Annotated in this window: 23 protein-coding genes and 1 pseudogene; 14 read left to right on the top strand and 10 right to left on the bottom strand. The window is 61.6% G+C overall.

The genetic code is table 11. The annotated features are described in order from the left end of the window. Positions 1 to 29: 29 nt before the first annotated feature. The 3 genes from ACEN9K_RS10830 to ACEN9K_RS10820 all read right to left on the bottom strand — a co-directional run bounded on the left by ACEN9K_RS10830 (position 30) and on the right by ACEN9K_RS10820 (position 2,268). The gene (locus ACEN9K_RS10830; protein WP_495634398.1) at positions 30 to 1,289 is read right to left on the bottom strand and encodes a sensor histidine kinase; all 1,260 of its coding nucleotides are present in this window, start codon (positions 1,287 to 1,289) and stop codon (positions 30 to 32) included. After that, the gene (locus tag ACEN9K_RS10825; protein ID WP_495634397.1) at positions 1,289 to 1,726 is read right to left on the bottom strand and encodes a hypothetical protein; all 438 of its coding nucleotides are present in this window, start codon (positions 1,724 to 1,726) and stop codon (positions 1,289 to 1,291) included. The genes ACEN9K_RS10830 and ACEN9K_RS10825 overlap by 1 nt, the downstream gene beginning before the upstream one ends. A 182-nt stretch (positions 1,727 to 1,908) precedes the next feature. After that, a complete protein-coding gene (locus tag ACEN9K_RS10820) occupies positions 1,909 to 2,268 on the bottom strand; it encodes an Hpt domain-containing protein (RefSeq protein ID WP_495634396.1) in 360 nt (119 codons plus the stop codon). Between the two features lie 423 nt (positions 2,269 to 2,691). Here ACEN9K_RS10820 and ACEN9K_RS10815 point away from each other — a divergent pair, with 423 nt between their 5' ends. Both ACEN9K_RS10815 and ACEN9K_RS10810 read left to right on the top strand, forming a co-directional pair. Continuing rightward, on the top strand, positions 2,692 to 3,162 hold the full coding sequence (locus tag ACEN9K_RS10815; protein ID WP_495634395.1) for a sensor histidine kinase: 471 nt from the start codon (positions 2,692 to 2,694) through the stop codon (positions 3,160 to 3,162). A gap of 1,301 nt (positions 3,163 to 4,463) precedes the next feature. Then, positions 4,464 to 4,922 (top strand): hypothetical protein, encoded by a 459-nt coding sequence (locus ACEN9K_RS10810; RefSeq protein ID WP_495634394.1) that lies wholly within the window; start codon positions 4,464 to 4,466, stop codon positions 4,920 to 4,922. A gap of 84 nt (positions 4,923 to 5,006) precedes the next feature. Here ACEN9K_RS10810 and ACEN9K_RS10805 read toward each other — a convergent pair whose 3' ends face one another. Then, positions 5,007 to 5,399, bottom strand: a complete 393-nt coding sequence (locus tag ACEN9K_RS10805) for a nuclear transport factor 2 family protein (RefSeq protein WP_495635699.1) — start codon at positions 5,397 to 5,399, stop codon at positions 5,007 to 5,009. Positions 5,400 to 6,781: 1,382 nt separating this feature from the next. Between ACEN9K_RS10805 and ACEN9K_RS10800 the strand changes: the two genes are divergently transcribed. The 9 genes and pseudogenes from ACEN9K_RS10800 to ACEN9K_RS10760 all read left to right on the top strand — a co-directional run bounded on the left by ACEN9K_RS10800 (position 6,782) and on the right by ACEN9K_RS10760 (position 12,902). Further along, positions 6,782 to 7,093: a glycerophosphodiester phosphodiesterase gene (locus ACEN9K_RS10800; protein ID WP_495634393.1), complete on the top strand. Its 312-nt coding sequence runs from the start codon at positions 6,782 to 6,784 to the stop codon at positions 7,091 to 7,093. A 123-nt stretch (positions 7,094 to 7,216) separates the two neighbouring features. After that, positions 7,217 to 7,390 (top strand): CsbD family protein, encoded by a 174-nt coding sequence (locus tag ACEN9K_RS10795; RefSeq protein WP_134164429.1) that lies wholly within the window; start codon positions 7,217 to 7,219, stop codon positions 7,388 to 7,390. A gap of 377 nt (positions 7,391 to 7,767) precedes the next feature. Further along, positions 7,768 to 7,974, top strand: coding sequence for a hypothetical protein (locus ACEN9K_RS10790; RefSeq protein ID WP_495634392.1), 207 nt, complete (start codon positions 7,768 to 7,770; stop codon positions 7,972 to 7,974). Between the two features lie 267 nt (positions 7,975 to 8,241). Then, positions 8,242 to 9,525: pseudogene (locus tag ACEN9K_RS10785) on the top strand (IS3 family transposase). A 120-nt stretch (positions 9,526 to 9,645) separates the two neighbouring features. Then, the gene (locus ACEN9K_RS10780; RefSeq protein ID WP_495634391.1) at positions 9,646 to 9,816 is read left to right on the top strand and encodes a hypothetical protein; all 171 of its coding nucleotides are present in this window, start codon (positions 9,646 to 9,648) and stop codon (positions 9,814 to 9,816) included. A 16-nt stretch (positions 9,817 to 9,832) separates the two neighbouring features. Further along, entirely contained in the window at positions 9,833 to 10,291 is a 459-nt protein-coding gene (locus ACEN9K_RS10775) for a hypothetical protein (RefSeq protein WP_495634390.1), read from the top strand. A gap of 62 nt (positions 10,292 to 10,353) precedes the next feature. After that, complete coding sequence (locus ACEN9K_RS10770; RefSeq protein ID WP_495634389.1) at positions 10,354 to 10,494, top strand: hypothetical protein; 141 nt, start codon at positions 10,354 to 10,356, stop codon at positions 10,492 to 10,494. A 14-nt stretch (positions 10,495 to 10,508) separates the two neighbouring features. Further along, positions 10,509 to 10,868 carry a hypothetical protein gene (locus tag ACEN9K_RS10765; protein ID WP_495634388.1) on the top strand — a complete coding sequence of 120 codons (360 nt, stop codon included), beginning with the start codon at positions 10,509 to 10,511 and terminating at the stop codon, positions 10,866 to 10,868. Positions 10,869 to 11,771: 903 nt separating this feature from the next. Continuing rightward, entirely contained in the window at positions 11,772 to 12,902 is a 1,131-nt protein-coding gene (locus ACEN9K_RS10760; protein ID WP_495634387.1) for a serine hydrolase domain-containing protein, read from the top strand. A 41-nt stretch (positions 12,903 to 12,943) separates the two neighbouring features. Here the strand turns inward: ACEN9K_RS10760 and ACEN9K_RS10755 are convergent, their stop codons facing one another. The 3 genes from ACEN9K_RS10755 to ACEN9K_RS10745 form a co-directional block, all read right to left on the bottom strand. After that, complete coding sequence (locus tag ACEN9K_RS10755) at positions 12,944 to 13,147, bottom strand: hypothetical protein (protein ID WP_495634386.1); 204 nt, start codon at positions 13,145 to 13,147, stop codon at positions 12,944 to 12,946. A gap of 159 nt (positions 13,148 to 13,306) precedes the next feature. Continuing rightward, positions 13,307 to 13,453 (bottom strand): hypothetical protein, encoded by a 147-nt coding sequence (locus ACEN9K_RS10750; protein ID WP_495634385.1) that lies wholly within the window; start codon positions 13,451 to 13,453, stop codon positions 13,307 to 13,309. Between the two features lie 191 nt (positions 13,454 to 13,644). Then, positions 13,645 to 14,016, bottom strand: coding sequence for a hypothetical protein (locus tag ACEN9K_RS10745; RefSeq protein WP_495634384.1), 372 nt, complete (start codon positions 14,014 to 14,016; stop codon positions 13,645 to 13,647). Positions 14,017 to 14,228: 212 nt separating this feature from the next. Here ACEN9K_RS10745 and ACEN9K_RS10740 point away from each other — a divergent pair, with 212 nt between their 5' ends. Beyond that, positions 14,229 to 14,828 carry a hypothetical protein gene (locus ACEN9K_RS10740; protein WP_495634383.1) on the top strand — a complete coding sequence of 200 codons (600 nt, stop codon included), beginning with the start codon at positions 14,229 to 14,231 and terminating at the stop codon, positions 14,826 to 14,828. A 596-nt stretch (positions 14,829 to 15,424) separates the two neighbouring features. Here ACEN9K_RS10740 and ACEN9K_RS10735 read toward each other — a convergent pair. Further along, on the bottom strand, positions 15,425 to 15,934 hold the full coding sequence (locus ACEN9K_RS10735) for a hypothetical protein (RefSeq protein WP_495634382.1): 510 nt from the start codon (positions 15,932 to 15,934) through the stop codon (positions 15,425 to 15,427). A gap of 401 nt (positions 15,935 to 16,335) precedes the next feature. On the opposite strand from ACEN9K_RS10735, the gene ACEN9K_RS10730 reads away from it, so the two are divergent. Beyond that, the gene (locus tag ACEN9K_RS10730) at positions 16,336 to 16,500 is read left to right on the top strand and encodes a hypothetical protein (protein ID WP_495634381.1); all 165 of its coding nucleotides are present in this window, start codon (positions 16,336 to 16,338) and stop codon (positions 16,498 to 16,500) included. Positions 16,501 to 18,334: 1,834 nt separating this feature from the next. Next, complete coding sequence (locus ACEN9K_RS10725; RefSeq protein WP_155845632.1) at positions 18,335 to 19,369, top strand: DUF4192 domain-containing protein; 1,035 nt, start codon at positions 18,335 to 18,337, stop codon at positions 19,367 to 19,369. A 453-nt stretch (positions 19,370 to 19,822) separates the two neighbouring features. Here ACEN9K_RS10725 and ACEN9K_RS10720 read toward each other — a convergent pair whose 3' ends face one another. Together ACEN9K_RS10720 and mmsB are read right to left on the bottom strand one after the other, a co-directional pair. Then, positions 19,823 to 20,911, bottom strand: a complete 1,089-nt coding sequence (locus tag ACEN9K_RS10720; protein ID WP_018771274.1) for a substrate-binding domain-containing protein — start codon at positions 20,909 to 20,911, stop codon at positions 19,823 to 19,825. A 54-nt stretch (positions 20,912 to 20,965) separates the two neighbouring features. Further along, positions 20,966 to 22,249, bottom strand: coding sequence for a multiple monosaccharide ABC transporter permease (mmsB, locus tag ACEN9K_RS10715; RefSeq protein WP_018771273.1), 1,284 nt, complete (start codon positions 22,247 to 22,249; stop codon positions 20,966 to 20,968). Positions 22,250 to 22,293 lie beyond the last annotated feature (44 nt).

Here is a 22,293-nt window from a genome sequence, read left to right as displayed (position 1 = left end):
GTGGTAAGCCATCGTTGGTGGTTTGGCCGTTATCTTTCCCCTGCGGAGCTTGAGGCAACGGGACGGGGCAGAATCAGTGTGAACGTTGAGCCTTGGCCGGGGGCACTGGTGCAGGTGATCTGTCCTCCGTGGTTTTCCACGATGGCCTTTGTGATGGCAAGACCCAGCCCTATTCCTGGGATGCCCGATTGATGTGCCGTCCGGGACCGGAAGAATTTGGTGAACAACTGGGGCATGTCCTCCTGGGGGATCCCTAGCCCGTTGTCCGTCACGGAACAATAGACGCACTCAGCCGTTCCCCATGCGCGGACGGTCACCGTTCCGCCTTGAGGGGAGTACTTGATGGCGTTTGACACCAGGTTATCCACGGCCTGGCCTATCCGTACCGGGTCCAGGGGTGCCGGGAGGACAGGTTCAGAGTCGTTCAGCAGCCTGACGCTCGCCGCGGCCGCCTGCGGGGCGGCTGTCGCCACGCTGAGGCCCACGATGTCGGCAAGGTCCGCTGGTTCGGGCCGGACGTCCACGGAGCCCGATGCCGCCGTCAGCAGATCGGTAACCAGCCTCTGCAATTGTTTACCGTTGCGCTGGACGACTCTGAGCATCTTCCCGGCGTCCGGGGGCAGATCCGTTTTGCCGGCCAGTACCTCTGTGTATCCCAGGATCGAGGTGAGCGGGGAGCGCAATTCATGGGTGACATTGGACAGGAACGCGTCCTTCGCGGCAAGGGCTTCGACCAGGGCGGTGACGTCAGAGAAGGTCACCACTGCCCCATCAAAACGGCCGTTGGTCCGAAGTGCCCTGCCGGAGGTGGAAAATGCCCGCTGTTTTCCGTCCTCGCCGGTCCGCACCAGGTAATCGGAAAAGTCTTCGCCGCTGGCAGCCCGCCGCTCGGGGAACATCTCGGGGGCGAGCAGTTCCTTGCCATTACCTCCGTACAGACGCAGTTCATCGGCGGCGGTCCCCGATCCTGGGTCAGGGCGCAGGAGTGCCTGGTTGCGGTGCTGCTGCCGGTTCCGAAGAATGATTTTCCCCTCGGAGTCCATGACTAGAACAGCCACGCCGACGGTGTCGATGATGGTGTTCAGCAGCCGCTCCTGCCGGGCGGAGCTCTCCAACGCTTCTTGAAGCCGGGCTTTGGCCTGCTGCAGGATGCGTTGCTGATCGTCCCTGCTCGCGCTAAGAGTGTGGACCGCGTAGCCTGTCGCGAACATTAGGAGTGGCAGCAGCACCACCACGCTGTACTCCTGCACGGAAGCGGAGCCCTGAAGGACCAATGGCCACCAGACCATCAGCAGAGGCCAATGAAACTCATCGCCAGGCAAAACCGTGGGAACGACTGTGAACTTGTCAGCCATACCACCGGCAGGACGGCGACCGCCCCCAGCGCGGGGATGCTTTGCACCCCAGGGTCCCGGACCAGTCCGATCGCTACAAAATCAAGGAGGGGGATGGCCAGGGAGGCCGGAGCAGCAAAGCGATGCCACGGTGCTGCCACAGCCAGGAAGATCAGCACGGCATGAAGCACCAGCCCGGCCATAAATACGGGCACGGAGAGCAGTTCCGGGTGAAAGATCAGCACGATGGCCAGCACCACAATCATCGTGCCCGTGAGCGGCAGCTGGCTGAGCGCCACGCGGCGGCGGGGCGACAGTTCGTGAAAAAACGGATGCGCCTGCAGCCTTGCCAAGCCCCCACTCAATGGTCCGCCCGCACCGTTGTTGATCACGTCCCCGCCTCTATACCGCCCGTTGCCTGATCTCACCCGGTCGGCGAACCAGCCCGAAACGCGCTCAAACGGGGCCGCCCTCCGGCAACCGTCACGCAGAAGCCAACACAAACACCGGCGGGGAAACCTTCTCTAATCTCTCACCTTATTGACTCATGCCCCTGATCAGGAAGGCCGGAGGCTCAATACTCCCGGCGCAGTTGCTCCATTGTCAGTGCACCGCAACGCTCCAGTTCTTCCAGCCACGGCTGCATCCTGTCCCTGCGGCCGTCACGAGCGGCAGCCTCGATGCCCCGGGCCAGACACTCAAGCCGGAGTGCACCGACCATCGCGGCCGAGGTTTTGATGCTCAGCACAGCGTCCAGCAGCGCCTCAACGTCCTCCGCCCGCACAGCCGAAGACAGCCGCCCGCAGCGTTGGGGCCACATCTTCAAGTAATGGCTCAGGTACCGCCTGTACAACTCGGGGAGCGCAAGATCGGCTTTCAATTCCTCCAGTACACCGGCGGCAACAAGCGGAAGATCTTGGCATCCACCAGCCACTATCGCCTCCTACTCCGCTGCCGCATCACGGCGAACTGGCCACCTCGCGATCCCGCCCATCCTTGGATCTGCACACTGTAAAGGCAAAACCGCACCGGATCCGGCGGTTCAGACGAAACTGATGAAACCTTGAGACAAAACAGACGCTACGCAGCGCACTGCAGGCTCAGGACCGAGGACGGGGCCATTACCAGGCACGAAACGGATCCGCGGCGCGCTGCCCGGCGGTGAGAAACATTCCGCGGCGCATCCGGGCAGCATGTGGAAAGCATTGTTCAATCCTGTCCAAACCCTGTATCGCCGCTAAGGAAAAGCGCCGGAATTCTTGATGCTCATCGGGCATCTTTAACACCAACAAGTCACGGCGGCCGGGCCAACGCCCTTGGCGACACAGGAAATGCAAAACGGAAGCAGGAATGGATAATGACTCAAGCGCCAGCCTTGGATGCAGTTTCCGTCGTCGGCGGGATCATCACCGATCAGCACCCCCTGGACTTCCATGTCCTGGGCGTCGCCGGCTGCATTGACCGGTTAACCCAGCCCCTGCGCCGACAGGGAACCATGGTCCGGTGGGAAACACCACACCACGGCATCGAAATCACGGCCGCGTCCGCCGCACTGCTTTATCACGCCGCCCAGGAAACACTCAGCAACGCCCTCAAGCACGCGCAGGCATCTGAAATTACTATCCGGCTGGGCGCCGTCTACCACGGCATCCGCCTGGCCATCACGGACAACGGCAACGGATTCGACAACACTGCCACCGGCAGCCGCACCCCCGGGTACGGGCTCCGCCTGATGTCGATCGCCGTCCACGAGGCCGGCGGCACCATCACCATCGACTCCAGCCCCGGCAACGGCACCGCCCTCACCATCACACTCCCACTGGACTGACCACACACTTCAGACGGTAGCCCGGGAGTGTCCGAACAACGGTGGATCCGGGGGGTTGCCCTGACACGCCGGGCAGTGAAAGGGAAGGAGGTCTGGAACTAGTGGCTCTCACCCCCTCGTTCAGACGGGAGGCGTATTCAAGAACCAGAGTGCCGATCATTCGCCCGCCTGCTTGAGGTACACCCAACCTTGACATCAAGACCGTTCGACAAGGGAAGACTTGGCCTGATTGTGCAGCCCCTGCTTGTTCTTGGACGCCCGCCCCAGCTACAACAGGGGGAATAGCCACCTACTGATCCACGCAGACGCCACGAAGTCCACATTCATTGGACTATTCGACGATTCCAGACTCGCCGGCCCGATTTCTTCCCCTGCGACTGTCAGGGTGGGATCTGAGACCATCATGAACCACCGTCAGTTAAACGCAACTTCGCACTATTCTGACGACAGCCGAGGCGGGGTGCCGGCCGGAGCGGCTCGAACTGATCTCTCGCTGTCAAACGTTCGCGTCAGCCGGTCCAGTCCCGACAGAGATGGCTTCTGTGTCCTGTGACGCGGGCTCCGCTTGAGCCGGGGAGGAAATCCTCTCCCACTTCAGCGCAGGTCGATGACGATTCTGTCCATTGGCAACCCCGTGTCCTGCAGCAAGCTCAGGGCAGGGGTCTCGGTCAATGTCGGGGGGGAGGTTGAACGGGACGAAACGATGGGAAGGGACCATACGAGGGCGGAGGCCGCGCACTGCAGCCGGCTGCCTCCCCCCGGGTAAAGGATCCAAGGGCTCGGATCCCGCAGGTACGAATGAGAACAACATGCGCCTCGGCCACGACTGCAGGAGGGCACGGGCTGGACTAGAGGCGCCTCCTAAAAGCTTCGCAGGGCAACCGAAGCTACTACCGGGTTACAGTGGTGCCATGAGCCGCTATCGTTGCGATCGGTGCAGGGCAGCTATCGAGCCGGTGTATGAAATGACCAACCCGGTTGCGGGACAGCTGGACCCGCCGGTGGCACGGATACAACTGGGGTGGCGCTGCACGAATCCGGAGTGCGGAGGCCAGACAGGCAGCCCACACACGGCCAAGCCTCAAGCAGATGCGGGACCGCCCAATTCGCAAGCAATTCCTCTGTGAGAGAAGAGCTCGCGGCGCGAGACCCGTCGGGAATCTTAACCAGGTGCTTTTTGAATTCTCAGCTTGAGCGCAACGCCGATCATTATCGACCCGCCTTTCTCTCCTGATGACACTAAACGGCCCTTGTCCTGCACTTGAAAATGCACAGACTGGAAGTAGCAAGGAGGAGTACACATGCCCAAGGTGGAATGTGATATCGACTCCCGCGTGCCGCCGGAAAAAGTCCGCGGAGCGTTGTTGGACTTCAGCCTACGGCGGCCCGGGATCTGGCCGGGTATATACCCGCTTATGTACGAGGTCTACGAAGTGGGAGAGACATATGCGGACATTAGGGAGGGAAGTAAGGCGCCCGGCGGCCCGATCTGGGCCAAGGAACACTACGACTGGTCAACCCCCGACACCGTCACCTGGACAGTGCGGGAAAGCAACTTCTGCGCACCGGGAAGCTACGTCAGTGCCAGGCTCACGCCCGTTGCCACTGGCGGTTCGCGAATCCACGTCACGTGGAACCGGCACCCAACGAGCATGGCCGGGCGCATAGCCACATTCCTGATCGTGGCAACACGGGGCGCTCCAGTGGCAAGCTCCATGCGCCAGGGACTACGGCGGCTCGAAGCCCAAGGCGCCCCCTAAACCGCCGACGCAGGCTCAAGAGCCCCCTCCCACGACTTTGGGATCAACCAGCCGGGGATCAGACCGCTGTGACGCGAGGTTGTGTTAGGTCCAGAATTCGTCTGCCTTTGCGGTGTCATCGAAGTATTCCCGGCCCTCGACGACTTTGCCGTCCCGAAGCACGAATGCAATGACGGTTCCGGCGTCCGGGGTCTTACCGTTGTTTTCGGCATGCGTCTGTTGGATGCCGATGCTGTGGTTTTCGCCGCCGACAATGTCCTGGACCGCCGCTTGGAAGGTCCCTTGTGAGCGGGTTCCGAGCTCTCCGAAATACGCCAAAATCGCGTCTCGACCCTCTTTTGTTCCGGACAGCATGCTGTTCCCGGCCGCATACCAGACAGCGTCCTCTGCGAAGATTTCGGTGAGTGTCGTCAAATCCCCTGCGTTGAAGGCCTCGTACCCGCGCCGGATCAGTTCCGCATTTTCCTGCGCACCCATTTCAGGCACCCGCCTCTCCACTTTCTGCAATCAGGACAATTTAAGGCTATTCCGACCACGGAACACTGTCCACGTCGAAATAAAAGGACAAGACTGCACCACCCCGTATTAACCGCCGCCCCCCCCCACGAACACGGGTGTTATGAACTTCCGGCCACCAGCCACTTCCGGATGGGTTCGGCCACGAGGCCAGCTCCCTGCGCGCACATGCCCCAACGCCATTGGCATCAGCCTCTTGCGGGCGGACCGGTTCGGTCTCCTCCACACATGTACGCCTAGAGGTGCAAGGGCTGCGGCGGTCTTGAGCGAACATTGCGCTCAAGATGGGCTGCCGTTTAGGAACGGGTTCTACCGTGGAGGCCAGGACACCGTCGTTGGGGGCAGTGCCCTGGAAGGTGACAGGGCCGGCGGCATTAAGGCATCCCATGAGACAGGGGTGCCGCCCCCCAAACCGCCGCCGGCCCAATCCCTTCCATCCCTACGTTGAAGGACGGTATCCAAGTCAATGGAAGTCGCCCATAACGGCAGCGCGAAAGGTCATTTGGAAATCCTAGGTCGGTAGTAGGACAACGGACGCGCCAGTCGCTCGCGAGGAGGCGCTGAAGAATCGGGATTTCAAGAAGGGCCGGTGGTCCCCCTCCGACCGGGACCCCCGCACCGACTACCCGGGCCCGCCCGCCTACCACGGCTACGACTACTTCCTCATGGACGCCAACGGCGAAAAGCTGGAGCAATCGTGGGGCAACTCCCAGGGCGAAACCAAGGGCTGCTATGACCCGGACGACCCTGGACTACGACGTCTGAGAAATCGGCCGGGTGGTGCCCCGCCTGAAGCTGCAGACCAAGAAGAAGATCGAGCAGTTGAAGGAAACCATCAGGGAATGCAGGGAGGACATCGACGCGGTCAACACAAGACCTACAACATGGGCGGCTACGGCGCCATCTCCTGGTCGAGCCGAGCCGGCCCTGCCCAGAAGGCGGCCAACACGTACACGAGCCGAACCCGACGCACCACGGTCTCCCCCATCGACCAGTACCCCAGCCCGTCCCCACCCAGTGGCCCCTGACCGTCCGCGCCAGGGGCCACTGCCGTCCCTGGCAGCTGTCTCGGGGCACGTCTTCCGACCGGGCAGGCGAGCATCATCAGCAACGCTTCTTACCGGCGCCGGATGCCCTAGGATCGGCAGGTTGTCTCACCGAAAGCACCCTCTTTTCATGGATCCCCTCCGCTATGCCCTCGGGCTCGCTGCGCTTGGTGAAAGAGCGCCAGCCCGGCATCCGCACCGTGGCACTGACCAATAAGGACTTCCTGCAGGCTGGCCAGCCAGGCAAGTCGCCATTGGCTCGGCGGCATTGACGCCGATGACTTCGGCGGCGACCTCGTGGACGCCGCCGGCAGCCTCGGCTTTGACGCCATCTCCCCCGTCCATGGCACGCCCCAGAACGGCACCGTCACCGACCCAGGCTACGTCCCCTACGTGAACGCGGACATGGTGACCCGCGCCCACGCCAAGGGCATGCAGGTCATCCCCTGGACCGTCGATAACAAGCCGACCATGCACAAGCTCATGGACGACGGCGTCGACGGCGTCATCACCGACTACCCCAACATGCTGCGCGACGTAATGGCCGAACGGTCCCTGAAGCTGCCCAAGCAGTACACCCTGGAACCGGGCATGTCGGCAGCCAAGTAGCCTGGCCGACAGCGCTCCAAAGCCCGAGGCTCCTGCTCGGCAGACTTGCCAACCAGATCCTAAGCCTGCTTACTATGGATACAGCCGAATGCGAACGGCTGCCGAACCAGAGGAGGAAACACCATGGGACTGGGCGACAAGATTGACAACGCTGCCGAGAAGGCAGGCGGCAAGGCCAAAGAGACGGCCGGCGCCGCAACAGGCGACGAAAGCCTCCGGACCGAAGGCCAGGCAGACCAAGCCAAGGGCGATCTGAAACAGGCCGGCGAAAAGGTCAAGGACGCCTTCAAGCACTGACAGCTTTACACGGAAAGGGCGCGCCCAGCGAACGGGGCGCGCCTTTTTCGTGTCTTGGTGTGTGGTGCGTCCGGCTCTGGAAGGTGTGTTCTGATCCCAGCTCGTGTGGCGAGGTCAGGCATTCCTCGAACGATCCCTACTCCCGTCCGCTATAGCCGTCGAGAGAGCCCTGTCGACGGCCGATCTCGCGGGACAGGCCGCCAGCGGAGCGTCACCGTGCCCGGGCACACGATTCCGATGAGGCGGACCGGCAGCAGGCACTCAGGAGACGCTTGGTCGAATTCGTCCAGACCGCATAGGCCCGCGGCATCCACCCCCTACCCCTGGAAACCTACAACGGCCACCGGAGGTACCGAACTTCGGTCTTCGGTTGGGTCTTGTTTCCCGACACGGGCCTGGCTGTCGGTACCGACGCGGAACTGTACCGGCTGCATCTGGAGGACGGATTGACCCGCAGAAAAGCGCCTGTTCGTGAAGAGTGGATCCGCAGCTTCTACTGGCTCGGCTGGTCCTCCAGATGGGTCACGCTCAACGAGATGCTTGTCGACGCCGTCGCCCGGGGCACAAGCCAGCGCCTGTCCTAGATGACTGCCCGCATGAGGATGACGAGCTGCTGACGGTAGCGCTACGAATACGCAATCGGGCTTGCGCACGCATTACTAAGCATGCTTATGATAGTTTCAATCGGATGGGTATCCGGTTGCGAGGGGAAGCGAAAAGCGTGCGCTCAGCGAACTGAACTGCTCCCCGGAAGTTGGACTGAGAAATTCAGTTCCGACTACCGGGGAGCAGTTTTATGCGTCCATCTAGTTCGTTGTCTGAGGTTCAGCGCGAGGCCGCTGTAGCGTGGTTTGAGAAGGGCATCGCGGACAAGGCGACGGCCGGCCTGCTGGGTGTGGCCCGCGCGCCGGTGGATCGTCTTTATCGGCGGTGGAGGATCCATGGCCGGGGAGCGTTGATGACTAAGCCGACAAACCGCGCATACTCGTTTGAATTCAAGCTCGCATTGGTCGAACGCTTCGCCGCAGGCGAGAGTGCTCAAGATCTCGCCTCAGAAACCGGCTTATCATCGCCCAAACTTCTCGAAACCTGGGCTCGGGCATACCGCCGGGAAGGACCGGATGCGCTGCGCCCAAAGGCCAAAGGCAGACCCAGGAAGCCCGCCGACGCGCCACCAGTGGAGCCATCTGAACTGGAACGGTTGCGACGGGAGAACGAACGTTTGCGGGCGGAAGTGGCTTATCTGGGAAAATTGCGGGCCTTGAGGGCGCAGGAACGACGGTGAAGGTTCAGGCCCTCATCGCCCTCAAGGCTGACTTTCCCCTCCCGGCACTGCTTCAGATAACGGGTCTTGCCAGATCAACATTCTTCTACCACCAAGCCCGCCTCCGAGCTCCCGACCCCCGGGATGCACTCAAGGCCAAAGTTATGGAAATTTTCGAGAAGAACCATAGCCGGTACGGGCACAGGCGAATCCATGCTGAGCTGGTCAAACAAGGATGGACGATCGCGAAGAAGACAGTGCTGAAACTCATGCATGCGATGCGGCTCGTCTGCAAAGTCCGGCGAAAGAAGCGTTACAGCTCCTACAAGGGTGACCAGGGAAAGGTTGCCCCGAACGTGCTAAATCGGGAGTTTGAGGCCGATGGCCCCAACCGGAAGTGGGTGACAGATGTAACCGAGTTTCGGGTCGGTGACCGGAAACTCTACCTCTCACCGGTCATGGACCTCTTCGACCGACAAATCATTTCCCACACCATCAGCTCGTCCCCGAACCTGGAGCTCACCAACAGTTCGCTGCGCGAGGCCCTCAGCCGCCTCGATCATGGCCAGCAGCCGCTGGTGCATTCGGATCAAGGCTTCCAGTACCAGCACGCTTCCTGGCGAGCTCTCCTGAAGAGCCCGGCGCCGTCCAATCGATGTCCCGCAAAGCCAACTGCTATGACAACGCCGTGATGGAGAACTTCTTCGGACACCTCAAAGAAGAGCTATTCCACCGTGTCCGGTTCCTCAGCGCTGATGCACTCACGGCAGCCCTGCACGAGTACATCCGTTGGTACAACACCGAAAGAATCTCAACAAAGCTCAAGGGCCTGAGCCCGGTGCAATACCGTGCTCAGGCCATCTCAGCTTAAGCTCCTACTTAACCAGTCCAACATTCGGGGACCAGTTCAAACGGGGCGCACCCTTTCCCGTGTCTCCTGCCGGAGCTGCCCACCGAGTAGCCTTGGGTCAACAACTACTTGGGGGTAGCGATGACAACTTTGTCACCAGCGTTCGAAATCCTAGGCATCCTGTACGCCGTCTTCACGGTCGTCGTGGCTGTCCTGGCGGTGTACGCCTTATTCCTGGCAATAGTGTTCCTGCGGCTGCGGATCGCCGAGCTGAAGCGGGCCGCGCGCCCCCGCGGGGGCTCACTGGAGTGAGGGCGCGACCCAGCTGATGCGCCGGACCAGGCGCAGCGCCCCGGACCCGGAGTGGGTACAGATGTACCGCAACGGCATTCCGGCGCCCAAGATCGCCGCGGTCGTCGGCGCCGCAGAGACGACCGTGAGGTATCACCTGGCGATCGCAGCCCGGAAGGATCCCGGTCTACGGGCTGAAGACCGCTCGGCACTCTCCAAGCCCCAGCGGGTGACGGCTCTCGGCCAACGGAACCCGGACGACGTCCTGGCACTCTATGCGACCGAGGGCCGTCGGCCGGCCAGAGGCCGCACCGACCGCGAACGCGCATTGGCCACGTGGCTGGCACGCTGCCGGAACGAAGCAACCGACGGGACTCTCTCCCCCATCTACGCTGACGTCCTGAAGGCCTTCCCCGGCTGGCGGGAAAAGCCGACCAAGCGGGAGGTGGACGCAGCCCCGTGGCGCAGAGACTGGCCGAGGTTGCCGCATGGCTGACTGCCGGCAACGACTGGCCGCGGCACTAGAAGACCGACAACCAGGAGGAGCACACGCTCGGAGTGTGGCTGCACAGCCAGCGAATCGACTACCGGGCCGGGAAACTAACCGCAACCAAAGAGAAGCAGCTGAACGACTTCATTCCCGGGTGGCGGCAAGGCCGGCCGCGACGCGGTGCAAGCAGCAAACACGCCAAGCTATAGACAGGAGCAGCGACGTGGAGATAGCCCTGTCGGTCCGGGATTGGACCTTTATCGACGCGACCATCGACAACACGGTGGCCATCGCGGCACAGGGTGGCGAACTTCCCATCGCATCGTATGGCTTTGTACTCCGGGAAGCTGGCTGGGAGGCGGTGCGCAATGACTCCAAATCGCCCCAGGGTACTTCCGGGTGGCCACCTGAGGACGAGGAGCTGACCCTGGATCTGCCGGTCGAAGCGTGGAAGTTCATCGCCGACCAGCTACGCCGCTGGGATGGAGCAGACGCCCTCGCGAGGCCCCGCCAACAGGGAGGCCCTGAGTCGAGGTTCCAGCAGCTGGCCCGGGTGCTGGAGGAACGGCTTCCGTTGGCCTAGCCGAACCCGCCTCCTCCGACTGGTCCTACCCAGCCGCTGAACTCCCCTCCTCCCCTCTGGCGCTCATCGTCGTCCTTTCCACAGCGGAGACAGCGCTTATACAAGCTGCCGTCTTCGGCGTGTTCGACATGCCATTTGTGGTTGATATTGAGCTTGCATAGCAGTGCCTTGAGCATGGCCTTCTCCCATCGCTGCAGCAGCCACTCCGGCAATCCAATGATGGCCCTCGCCCCGCCACGGCGAAACCAACAAGTGCTGGTGCTTCCTGCCGTTAAGGACCAGCAGGAGGAAAGCTCAGCCAAGAACGGCGAAGAAGCTTTGTGGGTCGTCGGCGCCCAGGAGGTCGTGGTGGAAGACGGTTCCCGGGATGCTGGGGCCAGGTCACGATCCTCCTGAAACCTCTGCTGGTTCGTGATGGCCTTATCAAGGATCCATACAGCGGTTTCAGGAACATAATGGAAAGTGGGCTGGGCAACACATTCCTGGAAGGGAGCGGTCATGATCCAGGCCTTGCTGTGCAGGCTCAATATTGGGCACCACTGGCTCGCAGAAACTGACTCAGATGGCGGGTTCCGCCGCCGCTGTACTAAGTGCGGGAAGTATGACCCGAGCGCCAAATGGTCGGGGCACCTGTCGGCCCAAGACCGCCCGGGCAATAGATGGGGTCCAGTTCCTGATTAGACAAGCACGCTGCAGTCCTGGCCGTGACCCGACCGAGTCAGCCCTCAGCGAGCCCCTCGACCGACTTTGCAGCCCCGAAAGGGTGTTAAAGGGTTTGGGGCGACGGTGCCGCTGAAAGTCTGGCCGGATGCCGCGGGCGGCCCCGAATCTGTCATATCGTCCCGAGCGGATGCGGCAATGAGTAGGAATAATCGCGTTTGGAAGCGGGCGGGACTCGCAGTCGTGCTCCTTGTTACTGGCTGTACCTATTCCATCGATGAGCCTGCACCGTCGTCAAGCTCACCGAGTCCTTTCGCTTCGCTGGAAAATCAGGTCCAGCTGTTCCTGGACGAGGGCGCGGTAGCCGTCGTCGTTCAGATCCGCTGGCCCGAGGGCGAGTGGTCCAGGGCGTATGGCGTGCGGGACCTTGAGACCAAGACCCCGGCGCAGCCTACGGACCGTGCTCAAGTTGCCAGTGTCACCAAGACGATGACGGCCGTGGCCGTGCTGAAGCTCGTGGACGACAACCTCATCGGCCTTGACGATCCCGTCAATGACGTCATCCCTGGATTCACGTCTTCGCTCAAGCCGCCGGCGCCGATCACCGTGAGGCAGCTGCTCAGCCATACGTCCGGAATGCCCGAAGTCAACGATGCACTGCCAAAGGATGTTGACTTCCGCTCTGGGCTGGCCCAAACACTCACGATGGAGCAGGGCCTGCAACTGGCAGGGACCCTCCCTTGGCCCGCTGCCGATGTCGGGTCATTCAAGTACTCAAACACCAACTATTTCGCACTCGGCCTCCTGGTCCAGACGCTGCGGCACAAGCCCTTCGTCCAAATCATGCGGGAGCAGGTCTTTGACCCTCTCGGCTTGAAGAACACCAGCCTGGATCATGTCGATCTCAACGAGAACGGGCTTTTGCATGGCTACGTGACCCTGCACGGTGAGAGGGTAGACATCACAGACAACACCTTCACGGTCGGCAACCCGGCAGCCGGCGCTGTATCGACCATGGACGACCTGAACCTCCTCATGGCCGGAATCTTCCAGGGACGGGCCTTCTCAGCGTCCTCCGTGCGGGAAATGAAGACCAGCCCCGGTTTTAGCCCGTACGGGCTCGGCGTGTGGGAGCATGCAGACGGATGCTCGAAAGACTCGCGGCACGAGGGCCGGGGCACGTTCTTGGACTACCAGACCGTCGCGGTCAGCAGCGGAGACGGGGTATACCAGGCCGCCATGACAGTTACAACACCACCGATGCCCACCGAGCTCGAGGACCCCTCAACCCAGGACAAGCGCTACTACCTGAACGACCGGATCGAAACCTCACTCAACGAAGCCCTGGACCGCATCTGCACACCGGGTCACTGAGAAAAGCACTGCCTAACCCACCCGTCCCCTCCGGTCCAGGCTTAAAAGGTGGCGTCTGAATGCTGCAATTCTGCAGAGCGGCGCATCTTGGAAAGGTCGCGGTTTCCGTGGTCAAAAACCCATTTCATCACTCCACTCGGACTGACGGCACGGAGAAAAAGCCGGATGAAAACAGGCTTTCCTGGCTCCAGCGGGAAGGCGCCGCCGTCAGCCACGGCAAGAGCAGTCTCTTCTTCATCACCCACGACACCCCTGTACCCCCTGCCGTGACCTGCCTCCAAGGCCATGACATCTTGCCCGGCGAAAGCACCTGCAGGGAGGGCCATCCGATCGGCTGAGCAGCACTGATAGCGAGTCGTTCGGGTTGGCTTCCCCACCGCGCATGGTTCTGGGGGGGGTCTGCTTTAGGCCGGAACGTTGAAGAAGCACTTCGGATCGTCTGCGCCCACCAGGTCGTGCTGGAAGGCAATGGCGTCCACCGGCCGGGTGTCCACGAACAGGACAGCGACCGTCCGTGGAGTGGACCACGGTGTACCGGGTGAGGCCTTCAACCCAGGAATGGATCCCGGTGTACTCCTCGACGAACAACCCGTCCCCGAGCAGGCCCCGCTGATCGAGCAGGTCGTAGACAAGATTCCAGGCGAGATCCATAAGTTCATGGATAGCCGCCTCCACCGTTGGAGCCGTCATAGCTCCATGCTCCTCCCGGGCTACGACAGGATGGCGCAGGCGGAGGGGCGTCTCAGGCCTTGCAGAAACCGGTGGTTTTGATAACCCCTATGATTCGGTCCGCAGACCCCTCAGGGACGGCGACGGCAGGGTTGCCTTCACGGAAGAAGACGCGCTCAACCTGCTCCCGCTGGGCCCGCTCCGGCATGCCGCGGGCCATCATCTTACACACCATCATCGCGTTGGGCAGCACCCGTGGCGTATCAAGGGCCGGGTCGATGGCGCGCAGTTCGCCGCGCAGGCTATGTTCCTGGGCCGAGCTGATCACCACGGGCTTGGCCGCCGAGGGACTCGGAATACTTGCGTCCGCGGCGCCCTGGGCGCAACCGGTCAGGCTCAGGACGGCCAGGGCAGCCAGTGCAGCGATGTTTGCGTTCTTGGTCATCGGGCTTTCCTCCGGATGGGGTCTTTGGCGGTGATCCTGCTCGGTCGCGACAGGGCGGGTTCACCGGGAATCATGCGTAGGCCTCACCACCTGGCGGGGCTCCTTGAGGATGCTGTGGCTAGACTGGGCCGGGTAAGGACGGATTGGGGGATCCAAAGTCGGCGCTGCCGTCGTTCCGCGGGTCGGTCGCAGCCAGCGGACCAAGGATGCCCGTGACTTTCTTCCAGGATTACTCGATCCCTTCGCCGCCTCCCCGCCCAAGAGTGCCGCAGTTCACTCCGCCCCCTTGGGTCGCGCCTCCCCGGTACGAATTGCCGGCAATCGTTCCTGTGGGGCGGTTTGTCTACCAATCCCCCACCTTCGTACTGGCAATCGAGGCCGCGAAGGCCTCCTCCACCGGGTGCACCTTTGACGTGACGTGGATGCTGCGCCGTACTGACCAGGAAGATCGGAAGTGGGCGGAGCTCAACGCCGTCTTCCACCGCCCGGCGCCCCAGGTGCGCGATGGCGGCCTCTCTGCCGAATCCGTACTTCTGTTCGGAGTTCAGTTCCCGGACGGCACGAAGGCCAGCAGCTCATCGCTTGCAATGTACGAGCCAAAATCACTGGACCAAGAACCGGACGGGCCAGTCTTCGAATACCGACCCAGGAGCGGCAACGGCGGCGAGGACGACATGTCCGCCAATGGTGCACTGTGGCTGTGGCCACTGCCGCCGGCCGGGGACCTGCGCCTGGTCGTGTCCGCTTCCTCAACACCGACGCACTCGCATCAGCGCTGCACGACTACATCCGTTGGTACAACACCGAAGTGATCTCAATGAAGCCGACGGTCTGAGTCCCGTGCAATATCGTGCTCACACCCTTGCGGCTTAGGTTTTGGTTGCCCAGTCAGCTTTTTAGGGGCTGTTTCAAAGCCCAGATACCCCTTGGCTCTGCGCATTCCAGCGCCCATCTCTATTGACCGGGCGGTTAGGCTCTGGGCATGAGCCCCCGAAGGAAAAAACAGCCGACCAAAGGCGAAGCCGTGGTCATAGCGGTTATGGCTTTGTTTTGGACTGCTACCACCGCGGCTACCGTCCTGGTGGAGGGCCGTCCTGCAACACTCCTTTTCTGGCTGTCCATTGCGATAAACGTGGTCCTCTTTGGAACTTCCATTTGGCTGTACTGGCGAGCCGCCAAAATTTCAAGGCCATCTGAATAGCACACGCTGATGTCTGTCAGCGTTCCTTCCGACAAAGGGCTGTTGACAATGACACACGGAAGGCTCCGTCCCAATTGGGACGGAGCCTTCCGCGGAGTGCCGACCACTGGCCCGCTAAAGTGAGTACCTGACCCATAAGCAAGTCCAACTTTCGGGGACCAGTTCACGCCCGCCGAGCCTTCTCGAATTAGCCTTATCCTGTTGGCGTTAGCGGACTACGCGGGTTCCTCCACTGAAGGTGCCTGGGATGGCCAGGGTGGCTCCACTGGTCTCGTCAGTGACGGCGACATTGGTGTACGACCACGCCGTGAGGGTTGCCGTCTGGCCTGAGGGACAGTCCAGGACGGTGTCAGCAGCAGCAGGGGTCAACGTCAACGAACCGACGATGTTGCCGTTCTTGTCTGCCGTAAATGTCCCGGACGCGTACACAGGGACATCGGTGACCGTCTTCTTGATGTCAGACGGGTTGTGCCCGGCCTTATTGATGCACTGGTACGTGCCGCTGAAGTCGGCTGAGGCGGTAACGAACTCGGAAGCACCGGAAGGCAGGCCGGTCTCCTTGAAGGAAACGACAAGGCTGGAGCCCGATACGGATGCGCTGGTCGCGTTCTTGATGAAGTGCGGGTTGCCGTTTGGCGGTGCTGCCTGGGCTGGACCACCGAAGAGGAGGATTGCCGTAAAGACGGCGGCGAGAATCGCCAGAATGCGCTTGAACATGGTTGTCTCCTGAAAAGGACACGAGGTGAAGCAAAATCGCCGACAGATAGCGGCGCTTAGGGGAGGGCTCCCAGCCAATCCCTGCATCTTGGGGCAACCCGCTAAGCGGAGGCTCCCGTACTCTTCAACCTACGCCCCTGTGCACCTGTTGGCCACAGGCCGCCCTACCCTATCTTCCAGCCCTCCGCAGGCTGCAAGCCCGTTTGGTGAGCGTCGGCTCACTCTGGTCCGGAGAGATTATTCGAACTTGCCGCGAGGGAGTGAATAGTGGGGCCCTGCCCGTGACTTTCCGAGTCCCTCGGACCGCCCACAGATCACATACGGAAATATAAATAATTGTCAAGGCCGGGAAAAAGTTGTCCCAAAATGGTAAACTTTGCACCACTCTGGACGCTGCAACCGTGATTACGAAGTACACGAGCGGGACCACCCAGCAGGACCGCAAGGAACGCGAAGTCGACTACGGCGCTTCCCTATTCATGCGGCGGCCCGTCTGCCGGGCCGAGTGGGCGCGGATGGAAGGTTTGGATTCGGCGTCCGGTGCGGCCAGTTCGATGTGGTGCTAGCTCAGGAGTATCCCCCTGCCTTGTTATGGCCCGCACGGCGCGCCGAAGTCCTCGAGAACTCGCCTACTTCCGCGATAGGGGGATGCCAACGTAGTTGGAAGACTTCCAACTAGGGGCTCCGAAACTTCCAAGTAGGAACTGGTTCTTCTACTTAGGTCTACGTCTCACACGCTCTGCATGGTCACGGTCCTTGAACCCTTTCGTGCCCAGGGCGTCGATGGCGACGTTGTAGGCGCACCGGTGGTGACTGTCCCACTGCACGCGGTCCTCGGGGCTAAGCGGATCGCCTTCATCCCAGGGCAACTCGAAGTCCCGGTCATCCTTCATCTACGACCGCCGTATCCGTCGGTGCAATGATTTCGGAAGCTGCCTCAAGGGCGATGCCGACTCTTGTCAAAGTGACGTCGTAGCCCTACGACAAATACTGCCGCAGGACAGGGGCCTTACTCCACCGACCGCTTGTCACTGGACGCGACGTCTGCCGACCCGAAACAAAGAAGATTTAAGTGTGGACGCTGTTCACACGCCATTTGCCCGGACAAATGCCAGCGCGTGGCCACCTCGGCCCCGCTCGAACCCGCTTTGCAGAAGCTCTGGATCGACTTCCTGGCAGTCATGTCGTCCCCCTTCCCCCGGCACATGGATAGGTGTAGGCAAACACCGGCCCACCCAACAGAACCGGAACGAGGACCCACATAACCCCAGCTCAGCAGGCGGAGCGCCCACCAGCCAGGGACTTGAACCCGCCACCCCACACATCTGCATAGGCTCCGCGGCAGCCAGGCTAAAGCCCGCACCAGTAGCGTCAGAGGCGCCCCAGTGCAAGCTTTGTCAACACATCAAAGCAAAAAAGCCCCTGACGAGAGGGTATCCTGTGCCCGAGGTGGGACTCGAACCGGCTTCAAGCCCTTGAAAACACCGGGAACCCGCGGAAACACCCGGAAACCGAAGCAGTTTGACGGCTGTACAAGCCGATCCGGCGCGGAAAGTGTGGACATTGTCCACACCCCATTCGGGGCTGCTGAAGCACTACCGGGGACATCAGATGCCTGTAAACCTGGGCGGGCAAGTCAGTAGTGCCAGCAGCGAGCCCACAACCAGCCTGAAACCAAACTACGCCGTCACGCGTCCTCTAGACGCTTAAGCAAATCAGCGTCATGACTCATAACAAAGCCAAGGCCCTCACTGATTTCACGCCGGCGCGCGCGGCGCTGCAGAACCAACCCTGCGCCCTGCAACAGAAGCGCGGGCTGGGACGCATATTCCCCGGCAGCCAACTTCTCCAGCCGCCGCTCGGGCTCCTCAGGGACACGGAGATTCATAACCACCGCTTCACGGTACCAAAACGGTACCCTTCCTGACACTGGCTGCCCGCACGCAAAGCCGTAACCGCCACTTCCATTCTTTCCCGGTCTTGTTTGTTCTACCGTCCTGGCCCTGCTCCTTTAAGCAGCCAGTGGTCCGCCATGCCTGTTACTCCAATCCACTACACGACCACGCCTCATTCCAAGGGGCCTTCCCCCGTAAGTCATGCCGCATTGTCGCGCGGAGTCGATGGACAAGCAGAAGGACGAACTGCTTGTCATTCTGATACTCCCCATGATCGCTGGGCGGGTCCTCCACGCAACCAGGGCGCTACCGCGCCGACCCCGAAACCGAAAACTTTGCGCAACAAGGCACATGCGCTCCGCATGGAAGTTTCCAGTCCCGGGGCCGGTCCCCCAAGTTGCACTCCGGCCCCTCGACCCAGCGGATGGTCCCCTACCAGAACGACGCCCATAACCAACAACCGCAGAAGAAACAGCAATCGCAGGGTGAAGGGAAACACGGGATCATGGAAAAACTCACGCTCAAAACACCATCAGATGTCCTCAGCTTCATCGGGCACACCCTCGGCTTCTGGCCCCAGGAAAGCCTGGTGTGCATCACAATGAAAGACAACAGCATCGGCGCAACCCTCCGCATCGACCTCCCCCACCAACCAGGACAGGAACTCCCCTACGCACAAACCGTCGCCCACTACCTCACCAGCGACGCCACCGCCACGTCCATCCTCTTCGCCGTCTACACCAGCGAAACCACCCAACCCGGACAGCCTAAACCCCAAGCCGGAGCCATCGCGGCGCTCACCGGAGTCCTCGCAGAACAAGGCATCACCATCCGAGACGGCCTCATCGTCGGAGACGAAACCTTCTCCCCCTACGACGGGGAACCAGGCACCAGCCTCGCCCTGCCCGTCAATTCCACCCAGACCAGCGCCATCAACGCGGAATTCATCTACCGCGGCAGCTACGTCCAACCCACCGACCGCATCACCCTCCCAGCCACCGGCCCGACGGCAGCGAAAGCCGCCGCAGTTGAAAGCCACATGGACTCCATCAGGTCTCAAACCACCGAGACTGCCATCCTGCACGGAAGGGAACTCTGGGGCAGCATGCTCGGCTCCGCGGACTTCCCCAGCGACGACGACTGCCACGCCCTCGTCGCGAACCTGCAATTCCCCGCCATCCGAGACAGACTCATAGCCGACATCCCAGGGTTTGACGAACCCATGCAGCACATCCTGTTCGCCCAGACCACAGAGGCCCCGAAGTGGTCGCGCATCGAATGGGCACAACAACTCCTCCTGCACGCCTACACCCGCACCTCCCCCGAACACGCAGCACCAGTCCTCACCGCCATCGGCTACATCAACTGGTGGGAAGGCAAAGGCAGCAAAGCACACCAATTCCTCCAACCCGCCCTCGACAACGACCCCGCCTACCGCCTCGCCCGCCTCAGCGACCAGATGGTCGGCTCCGGCATCGTCGCCGGCTGGAACATGAACAAGAACACGGCCTACAAAGCCCTACCGTTCGACATGCCGTAAGACTTGTCCGCGCAAAAACGAAAACAATGTGCTCACCGTGACAGTGGAGATTCCCTACCTCCGGCCAAGACGCGAGCCACGGCTCGACATCCAACAACCGAGCAGATCAGGTTGACGGAAGATCAATTATCGGCGTTCGAGTGGGACGAGTAGAAGTACTTGCGAGAACTCCCGACTGGTGACGGGTGGCGAGCACAGATGCTTGGTCGCGGCTCTCGGCATAACCCCAAACAGCGAGCTGTTTGGGGTTATGCCGAGATGGGCGATGATGCCTGCGGCGCCCCGTGGAGTTTTTGGTTTCGGTGTCGGTCGCCTTCGTTGTCGAATGGCTTTCCGAGATGGAACTGCCCCCCTGTTGGCGTCCTTAAGATCAAGAGCTACACGGGGAGCAGTTCAATGTATGAGTCAATTGTGGCCGGCCAGACCCCACAGCTCAGCCACTCCAGGAGCACGTTACTTGGTGAGCGGCCCCAATACTGGATCGCCCTCGTAGGCAGTCTTGACGTTTGCGGCTGTCACGAGGACCGGGTCCAGCAGGTATGCAGGGACAGTTTTCACTCCGTTGTTGTATGACTTGTCGTCGTTAATTTCGGGCTTCTTGCCGGCCTGCAGGTCCTTGACCATCGTGATCGCGCGCTCAACCAGTTTGCTCGTGTCCTTGTTGATGGTGGAGTACTGCTCGCCGGACATGATGGACTTGACCGACTCCGCCTCGGAGTCCTGCCCAGTGACGACAGGGGTAGGTTTGCCGGCGGCCTTGATCGAGGTCAGGATTGCCCGAGCGAGATTGTCGTTGGGGGCCAGAACGCCGTCCAAAGATGCGCTGGCATAGCTGCCGCTGAGCAGGGTGTCCATTCGGTTCTGTGCGTTTTCACCCTTCCAGCCCTGGGTTACGGCCTGCTCGAAGCTGGTCTGGCCGGACTCAACCTTCAGGGTGCCGTCGTCGATCTTCGGCTTCAGGACACTCATGGCGCCATCGAAGAAGACCTTGGAGTTGGCGTCATCCGGGGATCCGGCGAACAGTTCGATGTTGTACGGTCCGGAAGGCTTCTTGGCCTTGAGGCCCTCCAGTAGGGCCTGGCCCTGGAGGACGCCGACCTTGAAGTTGTCGTAGGCCGCGTAGTAGTCCACGTTATCGGTGTTCAGCAGCAGTCGTTCGTACGCGATGATTGTAACGCCAGCGTCTTTGGCCTGCTTGAGCTGCGTGCCAAGCTGCGAGCCGTCGTTTGCCGCGACGATGATGACTTTGGCGCCTTTGGTGACCATGGCACTGATCTGGTTCTGCTGCTCCGATGCACCGCCGTTGGCGAACTGAATATCCGGCTTGAATCCCGCATCCGTGAGCCCCTTTCGGAATAGGCCCTCTGCCCGAACGAAGACCTCACTTGCTTTCTGAGGGAGCGCGACTCCGATCACTGAATCTTTGGGAATGGATTCGGCGGTTGCCCCACTGGAAGTTCCCGTCTCGGCACGGCCGCAGCCTGTCAGCGCCAGTGCTGCGATGGCAGCTACCGCTGCGGCCTTTCCTGCTTTGCCAATCATTCGCATTGTTGGTTCTCTTTCTTTGTGTGATGGAACGGTATTCAGGCTGCAAGCTCAGGCTTCCCTGGCGATTGCTTCCTTGGTGGAGGTTGTTTCGTCGGGCTGGATGGGGCCGCTGGGGCCGGCGGTGTTGCGGTTCATGTTCCGGGTCAGGAGGCCGATGATCGACTTCTTGCCCTGGCTCTTGTTGTAGACGTCGAAGGCGACGGCGATGAGCAGGACGAGGCCCTTGATGATCTGGGTGAGGTCGGCGCCGACGCCCAGGAGCTGGAGCCCGTTGTTGAGCACGGCCATGACCAGGCCACCGATGATGGAGCCGACCACGGTGCCTACACCGCCGGTGACGGCCGCGCCACCGATGAAGACTGCGGCGATGGCGTCCAGTTCCCAGCCGACGCCGTCGAACGGGCCGGACGCGGTGGAGCGGCCCACGAAGATCATGCCGGCCAGGCCGGCCAGGATGGACATGTTCATCATGACCAGGAAGTTGACCTTCTTGGACTGGACGCCGGAGAGTTCGGCCGCGTGCCGGTTGCCACCGACCGCGTAGACGTGCCGGCCCAGGATGGTGCGGGAGGAGATGAAGCCGTAGAGGAGTACCAGGACAGCCAGGATGAGGCCGGGGATGGGGAACGAGGTCCCGGGCCGGCCGGTGGCGAACAGGTATGTGGCGTAGAGGATGGCGCCGCAGACCAGGACCAGCTTCAGGGCCGTGACCCACATTTCGGGGACCTCGGCGCCCAAGGCCTTGGCGCGTGCCCTGAAGCGCAGTTCTCCCCAGACCACGAACGCCGCGGCGGCGATGCCGAGGAGCAGGGTGAGGTTGTTGAACCCGGTGTTGGGCCCGACTTCCGGCAGGTAGCCGGAGCCGAGGTACTGGAAGTCGTTGGGGACGGGGATGGTGTTGGACTTGCCGACGAACTGGTTGAAGCCGCGGAACAGGAGCATGCCGGCCAGCGTGACAATGAAGGCAGGGATCCCCACATAGGCGCTCCACCAGCCTTGCCAGGCACCGATGGCGGCGCCGAGTACGAGACCGAGCAGCACGCCCGCCCACCAGGGGATGCCCCAGTCGCGGATGGCCAGGGCAACGGTGACACCCACGAACGCCGCAACCGAGCCGACGGAAAGGTCGATGTGGCCGGCGATGATCACCAGCACCATGCCGATGGCCAGGATCAGGATGTAGGAGTTGCCGTTGAAGAGGTTGATGACGTTGCCGGGCGTCAGCGTCCGGCCTTCAGTGGCGAACTGGAAGAAAATGATCAGGGCCACGAGGGCAAAGATCATGCCGAATTGGCGGGTGTTGCCGCCAAACAGCTTTTTGAGGGCGTTCATGGTGTCAGTCCTTGTGTCCGGAAGGTTCTGGAAGGGCCAGAGGG

This window comes from Pseudarthrobacter sp. Pseusp20 (assembly GCF_059492155.1).
The sequence above is the reverse complement of the archived record's forward strand: the minus strand, read 5'-3'. Positions and strand labels throughout refer to the sequence as shown.

Coding starts and splice junctions, on each gene's coding strand:
- ACEN9K_RS10830 (WP_495634398.1), bottom strand. CDS start 1,289: ATGGTCTGGTGGCCATTGGTCCTTCAGGGCTCCGCTTCCGTGCAGGAG.
- ACEN9K_RS10815 (WP_495634395.1), top strand. CDS start 2,692: ATGACTCAAGCGCCAGCCTTGGATGCAGTTTCCGTCGTCGGCGGGATC.
- ACEN9K_RS10810 (WP_495634394.1), top strand. CDS start 4,464: ATGCCCAAGGTGGAATGTGATATCGACTCCCGCGTGCCGCCGGAAAAA.
- ACEN9K_RS10805 (WP_495635699.1), bottom strand. CDS start 5,399: ATGGGTGCGCAGGAAAATGCGGAACTGATCCGGCGCGGGTACGAGGCC.
- ACEN9K_RS10795 (WP_134164429.1), top strand. CDS start 7,217: ATGGGACTGGGCGACAAGATTGACAACGCTGCCGAGAAGGCAGGCGGC.
- ACEN9K_RS10780 (WP_495634391.1), top strand. CDS start 9,646: ATGACAACTTTGTCACCAGCGTTCGAAATCCTAGGCATCCTGTACGCC.
- ACEN9K_RS10775 (WP_495634390.1), top strand. CDS start 9,833: ATGCGCCGGACCAGGCGCAGCGCCCCGGACCCGGAGTGGGTACAGATG.
- ACEN9K_RS10745 (WP_495634384.1), bottom strand. CDS start 14,016: ATGACCAAGAACGCAAACATCGCTGCACTGGCTGCCCTGGCCGTCCTG.
- ACEN9K_RS10735 (WP_495634382.1), bottom strand. CDS start 15,934: ATGTTCAAGCGCATTCTGGCGATTCTCGCCGCCGTCTTTACGGCAATC.
- ACEN9K_RS10725 (WP_155845632.1), top strand. CDS start 18,335: ATGGAAAAACTCACGCTCAAAACACCATCAGATGTCCTCAGCTTCATC.
- ACEN9K_RS10720 (WP_018771274.1), bottom strand. CDS start 20,911: ATGATTGGCAAAGCAGGAAAGGCCGCAGCGGTAGCTGCCATCGCAGCA.
- mmsB (WP_018771273.1), bottom strand. CDS start 22,249: ATGAACGCCCTCAAAAAGCTGTTTGGCGGCAACACCCGCCAATTCGGC.